12 protein-coding genes are annotated in these 19,321 nt (G+C 65.9%); 8 read left to right on the plus strand and 4 right to left on the minus strand.

What is annotated here, in order from left to right; genetic code table 11:
* Positions 1–26: 26 nt before the first annotated feature.
* Positions 27–959 (plus strand): L-lactate dehydrogenase, encoded by a 933-nt coding sequence (locus KLP42_RS12590; protein WP_215567081.1) that lies wholly within the window; start codon positions 27–29, stop codon positions 957–959.
* Positions 960–970: 11 nt separating this feature from the next.
* Here the strand turns inward: KLP42_RS12590 and KLP42_RS12595 are convergent, their stop codons facing one another.
* Positions 971–2,035 carry a sensor histidine kinase gene (locus tag KLP42_RS12595; RefSeq protein ID WP_353844875.1) on the minus strand — a complete coding sequence of 355 codons (1,065 nt, stop codon included), beginning with the start codon at positions 2,033–2,035 and terminating at the stop codon, positions 971–973.
* A gap of 153 nt (positions 2,036–2,188) precedes the next feature.
* On the opposite strand from KLP42_RS12595, the gene KLP42_RS12600 reads away from it, so the two are divergent.
* From KLP42_RS12600 to KLP42_RS12630, 7 genes are all read left to right on the plus strand, one after another.
* On the plus strand, positions 2,189–3,124 hold the full coding sequence (locus tag KLP42_RS12600) for a LysR family transcriptional regulator (protein ID WP_215567083.1): 936 nt from the start codon (positions 2,189–2,191) through the stop codon (positions 3,122–3,124).
* A 144-nt stretch (positions 3,125–3,268) separates the two neighbouring features.
* The gene (locus tag KLP42_RS12605; protein WP_215567084.1) at positions 3,269–3,748 is read left to right on the plus strand and encodes a formate dehydrogenase subunit gamma; all 480 of its coding nucleotides are present in this window, start codon (positions 3,269–3,271) and stop codon (positions 3,746–3,748) included.
* Positions 3,745–5,313 carry a formate dehydrogenase beta subunit gene (locus tag KLP42_RS12610; protein ID WP_215567085.1) on the plus strand — a complete coding sequence of 523 codons (1,569 nt, stop codon included), beginning with the start codon at positions 3,745–3,747 and terminating at the stop codon, positions 5,311–5,313. Before KLP42_RS12605 ends, KLP42_RS12610 begins: the two co-directional genes overlap by 4 nt.
* Positions 5,314–5,583: 270 nt before the next feature.
* Positions 5,584–8,466, plus strand: coding sequence for a formate dehydrogenase subunit alpha (gene fdhF, locus KLP42_RS12615; RefSeq protein WP_215567086.1), 2,883 nt, complete (start codon positions 5,584–5,586; stop codon positions 8,464–8,466).
* 10 nt (positions 8,467–8,476) lie between these two features.
* Complete coding sequence (fdhD, locus tag KLP42_RS12620; RefSeq protein WP_215567087.1) at positions 8,477–9,301, plus strand: formate dehydrogenase accessory sulfurtransferase FdhD; 825 nt, start codon at positions 8,477–8,479, stop codon at positions 9,299–9,301.
* Positions 9,291–9,635, plus strand: coding sequence for a formate dehydrogenase subunit delta (locus KLP42_RS12625; protein ID WP_215567088.1), 345 nt, complete (start codon positions 9,291–9,293; stop codon positions 9,633–9,635). The genes fdhD and KLP42_RS12625 overlap by 11 nt, the downstream gene beginning before the upstream one ends.
* 165 nt (positions 9,636–9,800) lie before the next feature.
* The gene (locus tag KLP42_RS12630) at positions 9,801–11,453 is read left to right on the plus strand and encodes an OFA family MFS transporter (RefSeq protein WP_215567089.1); all 1,653 of its coding nucleotides are present in this window, start codon (positions 9,801–9,803) and stop codon (positions 11,451–11,453) included.
* Between the two features lie 88 nt (positions 11,454–11,541).
* Here KLP42_RS12630 and KLP42_RS12635 read toward each other — a convergent pair whose 3' ends face one another.
* From KLP42_RS12635 to KLP42_RS12645, 3 genes are all read right to left on the minus strand, one after another.
* Positions 11,542–12,390 carry an asparaginase domain-containing protein gene (locus KLP42_RS12635; RefSeq protein WP_215567090.1) on the minus strand — a complete coding sequence of 283 codons (849 nt, stop codon included), beginning with the start codon at positions 12,388–12,390 and terminating at the stop codon, positions 11,542–11,544.
* Between the two features lie 143 nt (positions 12,391–12,533).
* Positions 12,534–13,013, minus strand: coding sequence for a chemotaxis protein CheW (locus tag KLP42_RS12640; RefSeq protein ID WP_215567179.1), 480 nt, complete (start codon positions 13,011–13,013; stop codon positions 12,534–12,536).
* A 209-nt stretch (positions 13,014–13,222) separates the two neighbouring features.
* Positions 13,223–19,318: a translocation/assembly module TamB domain-containing protein gene (locus tag KLP42_RS12645; RefSeq protein WP_215567091.1), complete on the minus strand. Its 6,096-nt coding sequence runs from the start codon at positions 19,316–19,318 to the stop codon at positions 13,223–13,225.
* Between the last annotated feature and the right edge of the window lie 3 nt (positions 19,319–19,321).

The raw sequence follows: 19,321 nt of genomic DNA on the forward strand, positions 1-19,321 counted from the left end.
GGTCGAACTCAGCCACGGAGGGAAGAATGAAGGTCGGAATTGTAGGCGCCGGCATGGTCGGCAGCTCGGCGGGCTATGCGCTGGCCCTCACCGGAACGGCGAGCGAAGTGGTGCTGGTCGATCTCAGCGAGAAGCTGGCGATTGCCCAGGCAGAAGACATCGCGCATGCCACGCCGTTTCATTCGGCGACCAAGGTCAGTGCCGGCGGCTACGCGGCGCTGGCCGGCGCCGGCGTCGTCATCCTCGCCTGCGGCGTCAATCAGAAGCCGGGCGAAAGTCGGCTGGCGCTGCTGGAGCGCAATGCCGACGTGTTCCGCCAGGTGGTCGGCGCCGTGCTGGCCGTCGCGCCGGATGCGATCCTGCTGATCGCCTCCAACCCGGTCGATATCATGACGCAGATCACCACGCGGCTGTCCGGCCTGCCGCCGCATCGTGTCATCGGTTCGGGAACGATCCTCGATACCGCCCGCTTCCGCAGCCTGCTCGGACGCCATCTCGGCATCTCCCCCCAGTCCGTCCATGCCTATGTGCTCGGAGAACACGGGGATAGCGAGGTGCTCACCTGGTCGAATGCGCTGGCCGGGTCCGTCTCTGTCGCTTCCTTCGCCGAACAGGTGGGGCGGCCACTGACGGCGGCGGTCCGCGCCGAGATCGATGACAATGTCCGCAATGCCGCCTATCGGATCATTGAGGGCAAGGGCTCGACCTATTACGGTATCGGCGCGGGCTTGGCGCGCCTGGTGAAGGCGATCGCGCTCGATCAGCGCGCCGTCTTCTCCGTCTCGATGCTGACGCCGGAAGTGGAGGGGATTGCGGATGTGGCGCTGTCCATTCCCCGCGTCGTGGGCGCCTCCGGCGTGATCGTCGATCTGTTTCCGGAACTCGATGCCGCCGAACATGCCGGTCTGGCCCGCAGCGCTGCACTGCTGAAGGAAAAGACCGCCTCGCTTCACCTCTGATCCGGCGGCCCTCAGCGTTTCAGGGCCGGCGAGATGATCCGGTAGGACAGTCCTTCCGGCGCGTAGGTCAGTTCGGCGCTGCCGCCGAAATCATGCGGCACCACCCGTTCCATCAGCGTGGTGCCGAAGCCGCGGCGCGAAGGTTTCGTCACTGGTGGTCCGCCCTGTTCGTGCCAGTGCAGCTCGAAGGGGCCGTGGCCATTGCCGCGCCACGACACCTCGACCCGGCCGTTCTCGACCGAGAGCGCGCCATATTTCATCGCATTGGTGGTCAGTTCGTTGATGGCCAGTGACAGGGACAGGGCCTGTTTTTCGCTGAGCATGACCTTCGGCCCCTGCAGCTGGACCTGACCGGAGACGGTGCGGTGCGCGGCAAGTGCCGTTTCCAGCACCTGTGCCACCGGCACGTCGCCCTTCGGTGCATCCGTCACCAGCGCATGGGCATTGGCGACGGCGGCAAGCCGCTGCAGCAGAAGCGCACGGCTTTCCTCCACCGAATGCGCCACCCGCAGCGTCTGGCTGGCGATCGAGGTCACCATGGCGAACATGTTCTTCATGCGGTGCTGCAGTTCGGAATTCATCAGCCGCACCTGCCGCTGGCTGGCCACCCGCGCCGTCGTCTCGATCACCGTGTCGAGCAGGCCGACGATCCGGCCGTCATCGTCGCGCAGCGGGCTGTAGGAGAAGGTGAAGAAGGCTTCCTCCGCATAGCCGTTGCGCTGCACCGTCAGCGGAAAATCCTCGACGAAGGTGGCTTCGCCTGCCAGTGCCTTGCGCGCGACCGGCGCCATCTCCGCCCAGACTTCCGACCACACCGCGCCGAACGGCTGGCCCATCGCTTCCGGCTTGCGGCCGAGGATCGGCCGGAAGGCATCGTTGTAGATCATCGTCAGATCCGGACCCCAGGCGATGGTGGCGGGAAAGCCCGAGGTCAGCACCATGCCGACCGCCGTCTTCAGTGCCACCGGCCAGCGTTCCATCGGGCCGAGCGGCGTGCGGCTCCAGTCGATGTCGTGCATGATTCCGGCCGAGCGGCCGCCGCCCTGGAGAAAGGAGAGTGTGTCTTGCCTCGTCACGGTGCCCATCGTGCTTTTTGCCTCCCCGGCCATAAATGGAGAGCCCTGGGCTTTGGTTCCACGGGCATGTGGATGCATGCCGGACAGGGCGGGTTGACGGGTCGTGGCCGCAGCGGTCACAACAGCAGGCTTCAGGCTCCGGGGAGGCACATCATGATCGACAAGCTGGAATTCTTCATCGCGCTTGCCGGAGCCGGGCATTTTGGCCGCGCGGCGGAGGAATGCGGCATTTCGCAGCCCACGCTATCGGCTGCCATCCGCCAGCTGGAGGATCAGCTTGGCGTGGTGCTGGTGGTGCGCGGCTCCCGTTTCCAGGGGCTGACGCCGGAGGGGCAGCGCGTGCTGGAATGGGCACGCCGCATCGTCGGCGATACCCGCACCATGCGCGAGGAAATGCGCGCTGCCCGCAAGGGGCTTGCCGGCCATATCCGGCTGGCCGTCATCCCGACCGCGCTCGCCATGGTGCCGAAGCTGACGGAGCCTTTCCAGGCGCGCCACCCGAACGTCACCTTTTCCGTCACCTCGCGCACCTCGCTGCAGGTTCTGAGCCAGCTGGAAAACCTCGAGATCGACGCCGGCATCACCTATCTCGACAACGAACCGCTCGGTCGCGTCACCACCGTGCCACTGTATTCAGAGCGCTATCACCTGATTACCGCAGCCGGCACGCCGCTTGCGGATCGTCAAAACGTCACCTGGCAGGAGGTTTCCGGTCTTCGGCTTTGTCTATTGACGCCTGATATGCAGAACCGACGGATCATCAACAAACACATGGCGGAAGCTGGTGTCTGGGCCAAGCCGACGCTGGAATCCAATTCGATGATCGTGCTGTTTTCCCATATCCGCACCGGTCAATGGGCCTCGATCATGCCGCGTAACGTGGCGGAATCCTTCGGATTTCCTGAACAGATCCGGATGATCCCGATCACGGAACCGGATGCGGAGCATCTGGTGGGCCTGGTTGCCACGCATCGTGAACCGCACACGCCCCTCGTGTCGGCCCTGCTGCACGAGGCAAGATCCCGCGTTGCAGCATCCGCTTTTGATAGATTTTTTCTATCGCACAACGAGACGTCGATATTGACCTGATGTATGCATCCTCGCCATCCTTGCCTGCATAGGCACTGTTTGCTGTTTCTGATGGCGGCGCCTGGATCGTAAAGGTCTGCAAGAGGCAAGCCTCCGGTCAGCCGGCTGAAGAGCTTGTCGGGCGTCGGTTTGGGAGGACTGACCATGAATGTTCGGGTGGTTGCCGTGGATGAGGCAACCCGTATTTCGTCCATCATCGAGGACTGTCGTCATCTGGAAGGCCCGATGCTGCCGATCCTGCACAAGGTGCAGGAGGCGTTCGGCTACATCCCGGAAGCGGCCAAGCAGATTATCGCGCAGGCACTCAATCTGTCGCGCGCCGAGGTGCACGGCGTCGTCACCTTCTATCATGATTTCCGCGATCATCCGGCCGGTCGCCACTGTCTCAAGCTCTGTCGCGCCGAAGCCTGTCAATCCATGGGCGGCGATGCGCTGGCAGAGCAGGTAAAGGCGAAACTCGGGCTCGACTGGCATGAGACGGCGGCCGATGGATCGGTGACGCTGGAGCCGGTCTTCTGTCTCGGCCTCTGCGCCCAGGCGCCGGCTGCCATGCTGGATGGTGAACTGTATGCCCGCCTGCACGAAGACTGCCTGAACGACATCGTGGCGGAGGTGCGGGCATGAGCGTGACCGAAACCATCACTGTCTTCGTTCCCCGGGATGCGGCAGCCCTTGCCGTTGGTGCCGACAAGGTGGCGGCGGCCATCGAGCGGGAGGCCAAGGCCCGCAATCTCGATGTCCATATCGTCCGCAACGGCTCACGCGGCATGCTGTGGCTGGAAGTGCTGGTCGAGGTGCGCACCGCGCAGGGCCGGGTCGCCTATGGCCCGGTGACGCCGAAGGACGTGCCTTCCCTGTTCGAGGCCGGATTTCTGACCGGCGGCGCTCATCCGCTCGGCCACGGGCTCACCAAGGAGATTCCGTTCCTGAAGGGACAGACCCGGCTGACCTTCGCGCGCTGTGGCGTGACGGATCCCCTGTCGCTCGAGGATTACCGCCATTACCAGGGGCTGAAAGGGCTGGAACAGGCGATTGCCATGCCGCCGGCCGAGATCGTCAGCCAAGTCACCGACAGCGGCCTGCGTGGCCGCGGCGGCGCGGGCTTTCCGACCGGCATCAAGTGGAAGACGGTGGCCGATGCCACGGCCGATCAGAAATACATCGTCTGCAATGCCGATGAGGGCGACAGCGGCACCTTTGCCGACCGGATGATCATGGAGGGCGACCCCTTCGTGCTGATCGAAGGCATGGCGATTGCCGGCATCGCAGTCGGCGCCACCAAGGGCTATGTCTACACCCGTTCCGAATATCCGCATGCGTTTGCCATCATGGAAGAGGCGATTGCAATTGCCCGGCGCGAGGGGATCCTCGGTCCGTCCGTGCTGGGTTCGGCTTACGCGTTTGACATGGAAGTCCGCATGGGCGCCGGTGCCTATGTCTGCGGCGAGGAAACCTCGCTTTTGAACAGCCTGGAAGGCAAGCGCGGTATCGTGCGTGCCAAGCCGCCGCTTCCGGCGTTGCAGGGCCTGTTCGGCAAACCGACCGTCGTCAACAATGTCATGTCGCTCGCCACGATCCCCGTCATCATGGACCGCGGCGCTTCGTTCTACCGGGATTTCGGCGTCGGCCGTTCACATGGCACGATCCCGATCCAGCTTGCCGGCAATCTGAAGCATGGCGGGCTTTACGAGACCGCCTTCGGCCTGCCGCTCGGCCAGCTGATCAACGAGATCGGTGGCGGCACCATCTCCGGGCGCCCGGTCAAGGCGGTGCAGGTCGGTGGACCGCTTGGCGCCTATTTCCCGCCGTCGCTGTTCGACACCATCTTCGATTACGAGGCCTTCACCGCTGCCGGTGGTCTCATCGGCCATGCGGGCATCGTGGTGTTCGATGATACGGTCGACATGCTGAACCAGGCGCGGTTCGCCATGGAGTTCTGTGCGGTCGAAAGCTGCGGCAAGTGCACGCCCTGCCGCATCGGCTCGACGCGCGGCGTCGAGACGGTGGACAAGATCGCCCGCGGCATCGAGCCTGAGAAGAACAAGGTGCTGCTTGAAGACCTTTGCAACACCATGAAATTCGGCTCGCTCTGTGCGCTCGGCGGTTTCACGCCTTATCCGGTCATGAGCGCCATGACGCATTTCCCGGATGATTTTGCGCCGGTGCCGGTCCGGGAGGCTGCGGAGTAATGCACGACATATCGCTCAGCATCCGAAATACCCCCCTCTGTCCTGCCGGACATCTCCCCCTCAAGGGGGGAGATCGGCAAGTGGCAATCGCTTCGACCAGAAGCACTCGTCGGATGACCTGGCCTGGCTTCACGAGGTTCATGGTAGCCGGCGAGGTCGCCCCCAATCCGATCTCCCCCCTTGAGGGGGAGATGCCCGGCAGGGCAGAGGGGGGTAACTCCTCGCGCCGTGGCCAACCCTTTGTTCAGAAAACCCGACAGGAGGCCATCCATGCCCCTCGTTCCTGAAATCGACTACGGCACGCCCGCCTCGCGCTCCGACAAGATGGTGACACTCACCATCGATGGCCGCGCGATCACGGTCCCCGAGGGCACCTCGATCATGCGGGCCTCGATGGAGGCCGGCATTCAGGTGCCGAAACTCTGCGCCACCGACATGGTGGATGCCTTCGGCTCCTGCCGCCTCTGTCTGATCGAGGTGGAGGGCCGCAACGGCACGCCCGCCTCCTGCACTACGCCGGTTGCCCCCGGCCTCGTCGTCCACACCCAGACGGAACGGCTGAAGCAGATCCGCAAGGGTGTGATGGAGCTTTATATCTCCGACCATCCGCTCGACTGTCTGACCTGCGCCGCGAACGGTGACTGCGAGCTGCAGGACATGGCGGGCGCCGTCGGCCTGCGCGATGTGCGTTATGGTTATGAGGGCGACAACCATGTGAAGGCGCGCTCCGCCACCGGCACCATCAACGCCCAGTGGATGCCGAAGGACGAGAGCAATCCGTATTTCACCTATGACCCCTCCAAATGCATCGTCTGTTCGCGCTGCGTGCGGGCCTGCGAAGAGGTGCAGGGAACGTTTGCGCTGACCATCGAGGGCCGTGGTTTCGACAGCCGCGTCTCGCCTGGCGCGCACGAGGCCTTTCTCGAATCCGAATGTGTCTCCTGCGGCGCCTGCGTGCAGGCCTGCCCGACGGCCACATTGACGGAAAAGTCCGTCATCGCCATCGGCCAGCCGGAACATTCCGTCGTCACCACCTGCGCCTATTGCGGCGTCGGCTGTTCCTTCAAGGCGGAAATGCGCGGCGAAGAACTGGTGCGCATGGTGCCGTGGAAGGATGGCCAGGCCAATCGCGGCCATTCCTGCGTCAAAGGTCGGTTCGCCTACGGTTACGCAAGCCACAAGGACCGGATCCTCAATCCGATGATCCGCGAGAAGATCTCCGATCCCTGGCGCGAAGTCACCTGGGAAGAGGCCTTTGCGCATGTCGCCTCGGAATTCCGCCGGATCCAGTACCAGTACGGCCGGGAATCGATCGGCGGCATCACCTCGTCGCGCTGCACGAATGAAGAAACCTATCTCGTGCAGAAGCTGATCCGCGCCGGTTTCGGCAACAACAATGTCGATACCTGCGCCCGCGTCTGCCATTCGCCGACCGGCTATGGTCTCGGTCAGGCCTTCGGCACGTCTGCCGGCACGCAGAACTTTGACTCCGTCGAACATTCCGACGTGGTGCTGGTGATCGGCGCCAATCCGACCGATGGCCACCCGGTTTTCGGCTCGCGGCTCAAGAAGCGGCTGCGCCAGGGTGCCAAGCTGATCGTCATCGACCCGCGCCGCATCGATCTGGTCCGCACCCCGCATGTGGAAGCGGCCTTCCACCTGCCGCTGAAACCCGGCACCAATGTCGCGGTGCTGACGGCGCTCGCCCATGTCATCGTCACCGAAGGCCTGTTCGACGAAGCCTTCATCCGCACCCGCTGCGATTGGTCGGAATTCGAGGACTGGGCGGCCTTCGTCGCCGAGCCGCAGCATTCGCCGGAAGAGACGGAAAAATTCACTGGCGTCCCGGCGGAAGATCTGCGCGGTGCCGCCCGTCTTTACGCCAAGGGCGGCAACGGCGCGATCTATTACGGCCTCGGCGTCACCGAACACAGCCAGGGCTCGACCACGGTCATGGCGATTGCCAACCTCGCCATGGCGACCGGCAATATCGGCCGCCCCGGCGTCGGCGTAAATCCCCTGCGTGGCCAGAACAACGTCCAGGGCTCCTGCGACATGGGCTCCTTCCCGCACGAACTGCCGGGTTACCGCCACATCTCGGACGATGCCACCCGCGAAACCTTCGAAAAACTCTGGGGTGTCACGCTCAACAACGAACCGGGCCTGCGTATTCCCAACATGCTGGATGCCGCCGTCGACGGCACGTTCAAGGGCATCTACATCCAGGGCGAAGACATTCTCCAGTCCGATCCCGATACCAAGCATGTCTCGGCCGGTCTTGCCGCCATGGAATGCGTCGTCGTCCACGACCTCTTCCTCAATGAGACGGCGAACTACGCGCATGTCTTCCTGCCGGGCTCCACCTTCCTGGAAAAGGACGGCACGTTCACCAATGCCGAGCGCCGCATCAACCGCGTGCGCAAGGTCATGACGCCGAAGAACGGTTATGCGGATTGGGAAGTGACCCAGAAGCTGGCGCAGGCCATGGGCCTTGCCTGGGCTTACACCCATCCATCGCAGATCATGGATGAGATCGCCGCAACGACCCCGAGCTTTGCCGGCGTGTCCTATGCCTATCTGGAGGAAAAGGGTTCGGTGCAGTGGCCCTGCAACGAAAAATTCCCCAATGGCTCACCGATCATGCATGTCGATGGTTTCGTGCGCGGCAAAGGTAAGTTCATCCGTACGGAATATGTCGCGACCGACGAACGCACTGGCCCGCGTTTCCCGCTGCTGCTCACCACCGGCCGCATTCTCAGCCAGTACAATGTCGGCGCGCAGACGCGCCGCACCGAGAATGTCGTCTGGCATGAGGAGGACCGGCTGGAACTGCATCCGCATGATGCCGAACAGCGCGGCATCAAGGATGGCGATTGGGTGAAGCTTGCCAGCCGCGCCGGTGAAACGACGCTTCGTGCGCTGATCACCGATCGCGTCGCACCGGGCGTCGTCTATACCACCTTCCACCACCCGAACACGCAGGCGAACGTCATCACCACGGATTTCTCCGACTGGGCGACCAACTGTCCGGAATACAAGGTGACGGCCGTGCAGATTTCGCCCTCCAACGGCCCGACGGACTGGCAGGAGGATTACGAGGAACTCAGCCGCCGCTCCCGCCGTATCGTCGGCAAACTGGAAGCGGCGGAGTAAGGACGAGGTGATGACGGACAGCCAAAGCCGTACGGTTCAGGAATGGCGTTTCCGGCAGGGGCAGATGGCAGACGGCCATCGCATCGTGCCGGAAGAGGTGCCGATTGCGCTCTCCTACGGCGGCTCGACCCATGCGGTGATGATGGCAACACCGTCCGATCTGATCGATTTCGCCTATGGTTTTTCGCTGGCCGAGGAGATCATCACCTCGGCCGCGGACATTCTCGACGTCGAACCGGTCGAGGCCGGTGCCGGTATCGATGTGCAGATCAGCCTGAGGGATGCGACCGCCGATGCGCTCACCGCTCGTCGCCGTCGCATGGCGGGCCCCGTCGGCTGTGGTCTCTGCGGCATCGAATCGATCGAGCAGGCGGCACGCGACGTGGCGAGCGTGTCCGAGGCCCGCTTCCGGCTGACGCCGGCCATGGTGGCGGAAGCCGCCCGGCTTCTCGGCGATGGCCAGGTGCTGAACCGGGAAACCCGGGCGGTGCATGGCGCAGGCTTTTATCGGCCGGGCAAGGGTCTTTTTGCAATCCGCGAGGATGTCGGCCGCCACAATGCGCTCGACAAGCTGGTCGGTGCGGTGCTCCGCGCCTCGCTCACGGCAGGCGAGGGGGCGGTGGTCGTCACCAGCCGGCTGTCGGTGGAGATGGTGCAGAAGACGGCGCTGCTCGGCTGCCCCTATCTGATCGCGATCTCGGCGCCCACGGCGCTTGCGATCGAAACCGCGCAACGGGCCGGCATCACGCTGATCGGCATTGCCCGCGGCGATGAATTTGAAGTGTTCACCAGGCCTGATCGTCTGACGACGGGAGAGACCAGTCATGTCGCTTGATCATACCGACGAGAAACTCGTCCGCATGGCAAACCAGATCGCCACGTTTTTTGCCTCGCAGCCGGAAGCGGTCAGGGTGGATGGTGTTGCGACCCACATCAACAAATTCTGGGAGCCACGGATGCGCCGCCGGTTCTTCGAGATGATCGATGCCGGGATCGGCGGTTTCCTGCCGCTGGTGATTGCGGCCTCGAACAAGATCAAGCGTCCGGGCAACCCAACCACCAATGCGGTCGGGCTTGGGGCGGACGCGGCAAGGGGAGCGCCGGGCGGCAAGGGCCCGGCTGCTGGCGAATCCCTGTCGGAACAAAGCGTTCCGGCGGGCGTCGTGTGATCGGTTCCGGCCCGGAAAGGTCCGGACAGGCCGGTCGATGCATTACATGCTGAGCGGACTGGTGGCGGAGAGGTCGTCAGTCGCACGTCATGCCTGACCCCGCGCATCCTGTGTGCGGGCGGGTGATTTCATTGTCCTGACAGTCCAAGAGGGAGGAGTTCGTCAATGGCAATTGCAGGCGTAAGTGGAGGGGATCTGGCCGGTACCGGTCTTCTCGATCGGGAGCGGATCATAGCGAGACCCGGATTCAATCGCTGGCTGGTGCCCCCCGCGGCACTTGCCATTCACCTGTGCATCGGCATGGCCTATGGTTTCAGCGTGTTCTGGCTGCCGCTTTCCAAGGCATTGCCCGCTACCGATCCGAGCTGCTCCGGCCTGACATTGATGGGAGCGCTAACAACCACCGCCTGCAACTGGCGCGTCGCGGATCTCGGCTGGATCTATACGCTGTTCTTCGTGTTGCTCGGCTGCTCTGCCGCCATCTGGGGCGGCTGGCTGGAGCGGGTCGGCCCGCGCAAGGCGGGCTTCGTGTCCGCCTGCTGCTGGTGCGGCGGCATTCTCGTTGCGGCACTGGGTGTCATGACGCACCAACTGTGGCTAATGTGGCTCGGCGCTGGGGTGATTGGTGGCATCGGCCTCGGTCTCGGCTATATCTCGCCGGTCTCGACACTGGTCAAGTGGTTCCCGGACCGGCGCGGCATGGCAACCGGCATGGCGATCATGGGTTTTGGCGGTGGCGCGATGATCGGTGCACCGCTCGCCAACCTGCTGATGACCACGTTCAAGACGGACACTTCCGTCGGCGTCTGGCAGACCTTCGTGGTGATGGCGCTCGTCTATTTCGTCTTCATGATGGGCGGCGCCTTCGGCTACCGCATCCCGCCCGCCGGCTGGCGCCCGGATGGCTGGACGCCGCCGGTTGCCAAGAGCACCATGATCACCCATCGCCACGTGCATCTGCGCGATGCGCACAAGACGCCGCAGTTCTGGCTGATCTGGGCCGTGCTCTGCCTCAACGTGTCCGCCGGCATCGGCGTCATCGGCATGGCTTCCCCCATGCTGCAGGAGATCTTCGCCGGTTCGCTGATCGGTCTGCCCGGCGTTGCCTTCGCGCAGCTTGATGCAGGCCAGAAGGCGCAGATTGCCGCGATCGCCGCCGGCTTCACCGGTCTGCTCTCGCTGTTCAACATCGGCGGCCGGTTCTTCTGGGCCTCGATGTCCGACAAGCTCGGCCGCAAGAACACCTATTTCTGCTTCTTCATCCTCGGCATCGTGCTCTATGCGCTCGCACCCACGCTGGCGCTGATGGGGTCCAAGGCGCTGTTCGTGCTCGCCTTCGGCATCATCCTGTCGATGTATGGCGGTGGCTTTGCCACCATCCCGGCCTATCTGGCCGATATTTTCGGCACGCAGTTCGTCGGCGCGATCCACGGGCGGCTGCTGACGGCCTGGGCAACGGCCGGCATCGCCGGTCCCTTCGTGGTGAACTATATCCGCGAGGCGCAGATCGCCGCCGGTGTGGCGCCGGGTCCGGCTCTCTATACCAGCACGATGTACATCCTCGCCGGCATGCTCGCCGTCGGACTCATCGCCAATGCCTTCGTCAAGCCGCTGTCGGACAAGTGGTTCATGTCGGATGCAGAGGTCGCGGCCCTGCAGGCAAAGACCGCTGCAGCCAATGCCGGCCCGACCGGCTCCTTCGGCATCGGCAAGGGCGGGCTTGATGCCAGGGCCGCACTGGCCTGGGCGGTTGTCGGTCTGCCGTTGCTGTGGGGGGTGTGGGTCACGCTGAGAAACAGCCTGGCGATTTTCGGCTAGACCGCCTCTCTCTGTCGAGGGGAGTTGCACGGGAAAGGCGGTCTTCGGGCCGCCTTTCGCCTTTCCGGCTCATGTCAGGGGGCTGACATCAGTTCAGCCAGAGGTGGATCAGGGCGGCTTCCGGTGTCTCCAGGCCGCCATTTTCCACCCCGGTGCTCCACAGGCCGGCGCCGGCGGCATAGGTGCCGGGGGCAAGGCCGCCGGCCTCGCACTGGCTGACGGCGCGCAGGCGCTTTCCGGCGGCGACCCCTTCGCCCAAGGCCGCGAGGATGGCGGCATCCTCCATCGCCGTGCCCGAGCCGAACACCCGCAGCACCGCGCCGTCCAGAACCGACAGCGCGGCAGACAGAAGCGGTGCCGGCATGCCGGGCGACAGCGTCAGGATCGCCAGCCGGCGTGCCGCATCGAAGCTGCTCCGGCGAGGCGCAACAGCCTGCGCCTGCGGCTGGGCGCGAAAACTGTCTGCGGCATGGCTGTCGTGCTTCACCAGGCCCGCGGCCGGCAGCAGGCGGCCGGCAAAGGCCAGGTGAATGCCCGCCCCCGGCGCCAGGGCGGCCGCGAGCGCCAGGTCGAGATTGCCTTCTGCATCGCCACCTTCGCCAAGCGGCACCATCGAGCCGCACAGGATGACGCGGCGTTCCTCGCCCGCCAGCGCCTGCGACAGCGCGGCACCGGTGAAGGCCATCGTGTCGGTTCCGTGGGTGATGATCACCGGCAGGCCGGGATGCTGACGGATGACCGACAGCATTTCGTTCCAGTGATGCGGGCCGACATTGGCGCTGTCGAGCAGGGGGGCGAAGACATGGGTTTCCAGCGTCGTCGCGGCCGGCAGCCGTTCTGCCAGCGCGCCTTCCACCAGTCCCCTGATCGGCGCAAGGCCGCCCGGTCCGGGCGCCATGCCGATAGTGCCGCCGGTATGGATGAGAAGCAGACGCATGGGACCTCTCCGTAACATGCAGGGTGCTGCTTCCTAGGACAAGCCCGCCACCAGATCAACCGCCGCCGCCACGTCCGCCGAAATGCGAAAAGGCAGCGGTGTTTGCCGCTGCCTGTCAGTGTCGCTGCCGTTCCCGGTGCCGCTCAGGCGGCGAGATCGTCCAGGTCGGCGCCCTTGAACATCTTGGAAAGGTTCAGGAAGCAGATCATGCCGTTCTCGCTGGCGATGATGCCTTCGGAGAAGGACTTGTCGAAGGAGGCGGAGACTTCCGGCACCGGCTGGATCTGGCTCGACGAGATGGTCAGGATATCGGATACCCGATCGACCAGCATGCCGATCACCATGTTGTGCACCTCTGCGACCACGATGGCGGAGCGCTCGTTGGCCACCGTGCTGCGCATGCCGAGCTTGTAGGCGAGGTCGATGATCGGAATGACGGAGCCGCGCAGGTTCATCACGCCGATTACGTCGGCCGGGGCATGCGGGATCGGCGTCGACGGCGCCCAGCCGCGGATTTCGCGGATCGTGGTCGTCTTCACGCAGAATTCCTGGTCGTGCAGCCGGAACGCGATGATTTCGAGGGTCTCGCCGCTGAAGCTTGTCGTGGTGATCGTCGTAGCCATCATGTGTTTCCCAGTTCTTCGATGCCTTGGCTGCCCCGGTTGGCGCTTGCGACCTTGGCCATGAGTGAGCGTGCCGGGCATGCGACGGGCGTGCATCGGGTTTACGCGAAGAAAAGTCTAATGAAAGAACGTTTCCCAAAGCTGAACGCTCAGCCTCAGTTCTTGCAGCGATTTCTGGCAGGCGGCGGGCAGGGGGCAGGGCTCGCCGCTCAGTATTCGCGCTCGTAGAAGATGCCGGCGGAACCGCCTTCGCTGCCGGCCGAGCCCTTCAGCTTCACGCCGCGCCCGACATCCAGATTGATCGAGGCCCGCGCGCCGCCGCCACTGCCGCCCTGTTCCAGCTGGAAATAGGTACGGTTGTTGAGATAGCGGCCGACGGAAACCGTGGTCTGGCCGCTGGCATCGGTGTTGATGTCGAGATCGTCGACGCCGAGGCTGCTGCGCAGGGTCTGCAGCAGCGAGCTTGAGCTGCCGCCGGCAAGCTGGGTCACGGCGTCCGCCAGCTGCGCGATCTGCAGCGGAGACAGGCGCGACAGCGACTGGCCGAAGATCAGGCGGGCCAGCACCTCGTCTTCCGGAAGCGCCGGCGCGGAGGAGAAGCCGATCTGCGGATCGTTGGCCGGCCCGCTCACCGAAACGGTCACCGTGGTCTGGTCCACCGTGTTGGAGGCGGAAAGATCCAGAACCGGAATGAGGCTGCCGCCGAAGGTGATCTTGCCGGTGGAAAAATCGAGCCGGCGGGTGAGGATGACGATGCGGCCGCGCCGCATCTCGAAGGCGCCGGAAACATTCGGCTGGGCGGCCGTGCCGGCAATCGTCAGCGATCCGCCGAGTTCCGCATCGATGCCGCGCCCGCGCACGAAGATATTGCTGCGGGCCACCAGCGTCAGGTCAAGGCCGATACCGGCATCGGTGCCGTTGGTGTCCTTGGGGCTGATGCTTTCCAGCAGTGCGCGCACATCGGCCGGCGCATGCACATGCTCCACATTCAGCTGGGCCAGAGAGGCCGGCAGGCTGGAGGGAACGGTGATGTTGGCGCGCAGCACGGTCAGCCGTCCGCCGAGCACCGGGCCTGCAAGCAGCGGTCCCTTCAGGGTCAGATCGCCGTTCACGGTCGCCGTCAGCAGGTTGCCATCCACATAGGTCGCTTCGTTGAGGGCAAGGCGCAGGTCGGCCGCGAAATCGCCGCCGATGCCGACCGAGCCCTGCAGCGCGATGCGACCGCCCGGCGACAGGTTGCCCGACAGGCTGGAAATCATCGCCCGGTCGCGATTGAAGGTCACCGTGCCGGCAATGTCGTTGATGGCGAGATTGCGTTTGACGTCGATCAACCGGGCGCCGGAGGTGGTCAGACTGCCCTCGATCAACGGTGCGGTGGCCGTGCCGGTCACCGTGATGCCGGTGCGAGCGGAGCCTTCCAGCACGAAACCCTGATCGGCCAGCGGCACCGCCAGCAGCGCGAAGGGCACCTCGCCCGACACCTTCACGTCAAGCGGCCGCTCGCCCGTCACGCCGACGGAGCCGCTGGCGCTGACCGACAGGCCGCTTGCGCCGCCAAGCTCCGCCTTCTGCAGGGTGAGGCGGTCACCCTGATAGCTGCCGCTGGCAGACAGGCGGAAGGAGGAAAGCCCTGCCGCGCGCGTCTTTTCCAGCGAAGCCTCCTCCCAGGAAAGATCGAAGCGTGCGCCGTTGGCAGTGCCGCCCGGCAGTGCCGTCACGGTGCCGGAAATGCGCCCCGTGGCGCCGAGCCCGGGCACGAAGGCATTGGCCAGCGACGCCGGCAGGGCGTGGATGTCGGCCGTCACATCGAGCACCGGTCCCTGCGGGCCGACGGGCACCACGGAGCCCTGCGCCGTCAGCGACAGGCCCTGCGGCCCGCTGAGGCGGGTCTGGTTGAGTGTCAGCCGCCCGTCGGCAAAGCTGCCGCTGGCCTTCAGGTTGAGGCCGGACAGGCCCGCATCGCCCTGGCGGCGGATTTCACCGTTCGCCCATTGCAGGTCGTAGCGTAGCGCAGGTGCCGCGAGCGTGCCGGCAATGGTCGCCGAGCCGGATACGGTGCCGCCGGCCTCCAGGCTCGGCACGAAGCCGGAAATCAGGCTGGCCGGAACGCTGGTGAGCGCGGCCGTCAGATCCAGCGCCCGCTCGCCCGACAGTGCCACGCTGCCCTTCGCCGAGGCCGAAAGCCCGGAAGGGCCGGCAAGTTCCGCCGCATCGAGCGTCAGCGTTCCCGCCTGCAGGGTGCCGCGCGCCGTGACGGTGAGGCCGGCGAGACCGGCATTCAGTGTCTGCCGCGTCTGGGCATTGCGCCAGCGCAGATCGAAACGTGCCGCCGGCGCCTGTGCCGATCCGGTCGAGGAGATCGTGCCGGACACGGTGCCGCCGGCATTGAGATCCGGCAGCACGGCATTGGCGAGATTGGCGGGAAGTGCGGCAATCTCGGCGTTCAGATCAAGCGCCGGGGCCTGAGGGCCGGTGAGGATGATGCGGCCGGCCGCGGTGGCGGACAGGCCGGACGGATCGCTGAGGCGCGTTTCGCCGAGCGTCAGCACACCGTTCTCGAAGGAGCCGCGGGCGCGAAGATCAAGCGCGCGCAAGCCCGCCTCGCGGCTCTGGCTGGTGGCGATGTCGCTGACGGTGACGTCATAGGCGACGGTCGGCGAGGAGAGGGCGCCCCTGGCGGAAACCGTTCCGCTGGCCGTGCCGCTGGCGGCAAGGCCCGGACGGGCAATATTGGCAAGCGCGGCCGGCAGTGCCTCGAAACGGGCGGAGATGTCGAGCGACGGAGCTTCCCCGAGCGAAACGGTGCCGCCTGCATCGAGCGAAAGCCCGTCCTGCCCGGCAAGGCGGGCCTGTTCCAGCGTGAGAACCCGTTCGCCGTAACGGCCGGTCGCCGTCAGTCGCATCGGGGCAAGACCCGCCGCACGTGTCGGTTCAAGGCTGAGCGCGCCGAGCTGCAGGTCGAAGCTTGCGGTCGGCGAAGCGAGCGTGCCGCCGATGCGGGCCGTGCCGGACAGGTTGCCTTCGGCCGCGAGATCCGGGCGCACCAGATCGAGGAGGTTGGCCGGAATGTCCGAGAAGCGGGCATCGACGGCAAGGGCACGCTCGCCCGCCAGGCCGAGCATGCCGCTGGCGCTGAGCGACAGCCCCCGCGATCCGCCGATCTGCAGCGCATTCAGTCGCAGCGTCTGGTTTTCGAAGTGGCCGCTCGCGCTGCCCGTCAGTGCCCCCAGCCCCGCAGCCCGCGTCTGCGCGGTCGAGCCGCGGGCGAGCGAAAGCGAAAGATCGGCGACAGGCGCGGCCAGGGTGCCGGTCACCGTGGCACGGCCGCTGAGCGTGCCCTGCGCCGCAAGCCCCGGCTGCGGGGCATTGGCAAGGGCTGCCGGGATCGATGTGAGATCCACGCCCAGCACGATCTGCTGCTGTGCGCCGGTGCCGATCGTGCCGCTGGCGGAGAGGCTGAGCCCGTTCTCGCCGTCGAGGTCGGCCTGCTCGATGGTCACGGTGCCATCTTCGAAACGCCCGCGGGCGGAAAGCGAGACCGGCGCGATGGCGCGCTGCCGCAGGACGGCGACGGAGGCATCCGACAGCGTCAGGCTGTAGCGCAGCACGGGTGCGGCCGGTGTGCCGCCGATCGTCACCGCGCCGCCGATCTCGCCCGCCGCACCGAGATCGGGCAGAACGCTGTTGGCGATGGCGGCCGGAACATCGCTGGCGCGCAGCGCGATGTTGATCTGGCTGCCGGCGCTGCCATCGATGACCACCCGTCCGCTGCCGGTGGTGAAGGCAAGGTCGGCAAGCTCCACCCGCCCTGCGTCAAGCCGGATCGTGGCGGGCTCGGCGAGCGACAGCGCAATGCCGGCGGGGGCTGCGGTGAAGCGGTCAAGCGCGATCGCCATGCCGTCGTCCTGCCGGGTCAGCCCGCCCGCGATTGCAAGCGGTGCCTCGGCATAGCGGGCATCAAGGGAAAAGCCGGTGGTCGCGCCGTTCTCGGTCAGGGTGAGAAGCGGCGCCTCGACGCGCTGGCCGGCGGCTTCCACGGTCGCGGCACCGATGCGGCCCGCGATCCGTGCCTGCATGAGGTCGCCGCTTTTCAGCGCGATCTGCGGTGCGGCAAGGCTTATGCCGTTGGCGCTCAGGGTCTGGCCTCCGGCGTCAAGCGTCGCGGAAAGCGTACCGTCCGCATTGGCAAGCCTCAGCGTTCCCGTCAGGTCGCCGCGCACCTGCTGGCCCGCCAGCGCCGACAGAAGGCCGATATCCGGCAGCTGGAACTGCAGATCGCCGGCGGGCAGGTAGTCCGCGGAGAAAGACAGCGCACCCGTCACCCGGTTGCCGCCCGCCTCCAGCAACAGCTTCGGCAGCGACACCAGCCCGTCGGCGGTGCGAACCTCGCTTTCCACATGGATCGGCTTGCCATCGACGCGGCCGGTCGCGGTCACGTTGCCGGCCGGCTGGCCATTGGCCATGCCGCCCTGCAGCTTGAGATTGATCGCCTCGAAAAGATGGCCGCTGAGCCGCGCCTCGGCGGTATTGACCTGGGCGGAGGCCGTGAGCGCGTCGAGCGGCCCGTTCATCCGGATGTCGTAGCCGATGGCTCCCTTGGCATCGGGGCGCAGCTTGGCGAGGTCCGGCATGCGGCCGGCAAGACTGGCCTCCAGCTTTCCGTCCTTCAGCAGCACATTGCCGTGGCCCTCGATCACGCTCGATTTCACCACCAGATTTTCGAGGCTCATGCGCCCGCCGATGGTGGCATCCACATAGCCTTCGAAGCCGATCATGCCGTTGACGTAGTCGCCGACCATTTCCGGCAGGCCGTCCGGATTGAGCGACATGCGCAGATTGCCGGTCACCGTCTTCTGCGAAAGGTTGTAGGCGCCGCTGATCGTCCCGGAAATATTGGCGCTTTCGAAGGTGGCCGCGTCGAGCCCGATGGCGGGCGGCGCAAGGCGGATCGGCGCGTCGAGGCGGATCGGTCCGTCGATCAGCCGGTCGAGATCCGGATTGGCGAAGCGGGCCTGTGCGGCGCTGAGACGGGTGCGGATGCTGCCGCTCCAGGCCGAGAGGTTGAGATCCTCGCTCTCCGCCTGCAGGCGCACCTGCCCGAAACTTGCGTCGAAGGCAGAGACCGAGCGCAGCGCCGCCGTTGCGTTGAAACGAGATGAAGCCGTAGGCCCCGTCAGGGTGAAGTTGAGGTTGTCCAGCCCGAAGCGCAGGGGTTCGCCCTGCAGCGGCCATTCCATCGCCACGGCGCCATTCGTGGCGGTCACGCTTGCCGTCAGGCTGTTGTCGCCGGAGGGATCGAAGGTGCCGGAGGCCGCCACCTTCATCGCCCCGGTCACGAATTCGCCCTTGCGGATCTCGATGCGGCCGTTGCGGCCGATCACGGCACCGAGATTGATGTCGGTGCGCCCGGCAAACAGCGGGCGAAGCGTCGGCGGCATCAGTTCGGCCAGCTGGCCGCCGCCTTCGATCTGTACCCGGTGACCGCCCTCGGAGGTCAGCATGTGCTGGCCGTCCATGCTGATCACCGGCCTGCCGTCCACGGTTCCGCGCAGCTGGCCGTTCCAGTTGGAAAGCGGCCCATAGCCGTCGAGCGCCAGCGCCACGGCGGGGGCGCCCGGCAGATGCAGCAGGCGCGCCAGAAGCCCGCCCTGCGGTTCGGAAACCAGCGCCTCGAGCTTCAGTTCGTTCTGGGCCGGGGCAAACAGGATGTCTGCCTTGGCAATGGCGTTCGGCGTGTCCTTGCGATGGGCGGTCAGCGCCAGCGCGACGCGCTCGTCGGTCGCATTCAGCGCCCCGGTCGCGGCCAGTTCGAACTGCCGGCCCGTCACGGCGGGCTCGATGCTGATGTCGGGCAGCTGCAGGCTGTCGATGTCAATGGCGACCGGCAGCGAGAAACGGCTGCCGGAGGCGGTCTGGCTGCTCTGCTGCGTCTGCGGGGGCACCGGCGGCCGCTCCAGCGCCAGCCGGTCGATCGCGATGAGGTCGGCATGGAAGGTGCCGGAGAGAAGCGCCAGCGGCGACCAGTCCACTGCGATGCCTTCGGCCGTGGCAAACAGGCCGTCGCGGTCGGAAAGGCGCACGCTCTCGATGCGCAGCCTGCCGGTCAGCAGGCCCTTCGGCGCCGACAGCTCGATCGTCTGCGACGGCGAGGAGATCAGCGAGGAGATCGCCTGTCCCGCCAGCCGGTTGCCGGCCGGCACGAAGCCGAGAAACAGCACCGCCGCCAGCAGCAGGACGAGCAGGACCGTCACCGCGCCGAGCGCGATGCGGAAGATCCCTCTCCTGGTGCGGGATGGTGACGTCATGGA

Source organism: Rhizobium sp. CSW-27, from assembly GCF_018760785.1.
Classification (GTDB): Bacteria; Pseudomonadota; Alphaproteobacteria; order Rhizobiales; family Rhizobiaceae; genus Neorhizobium.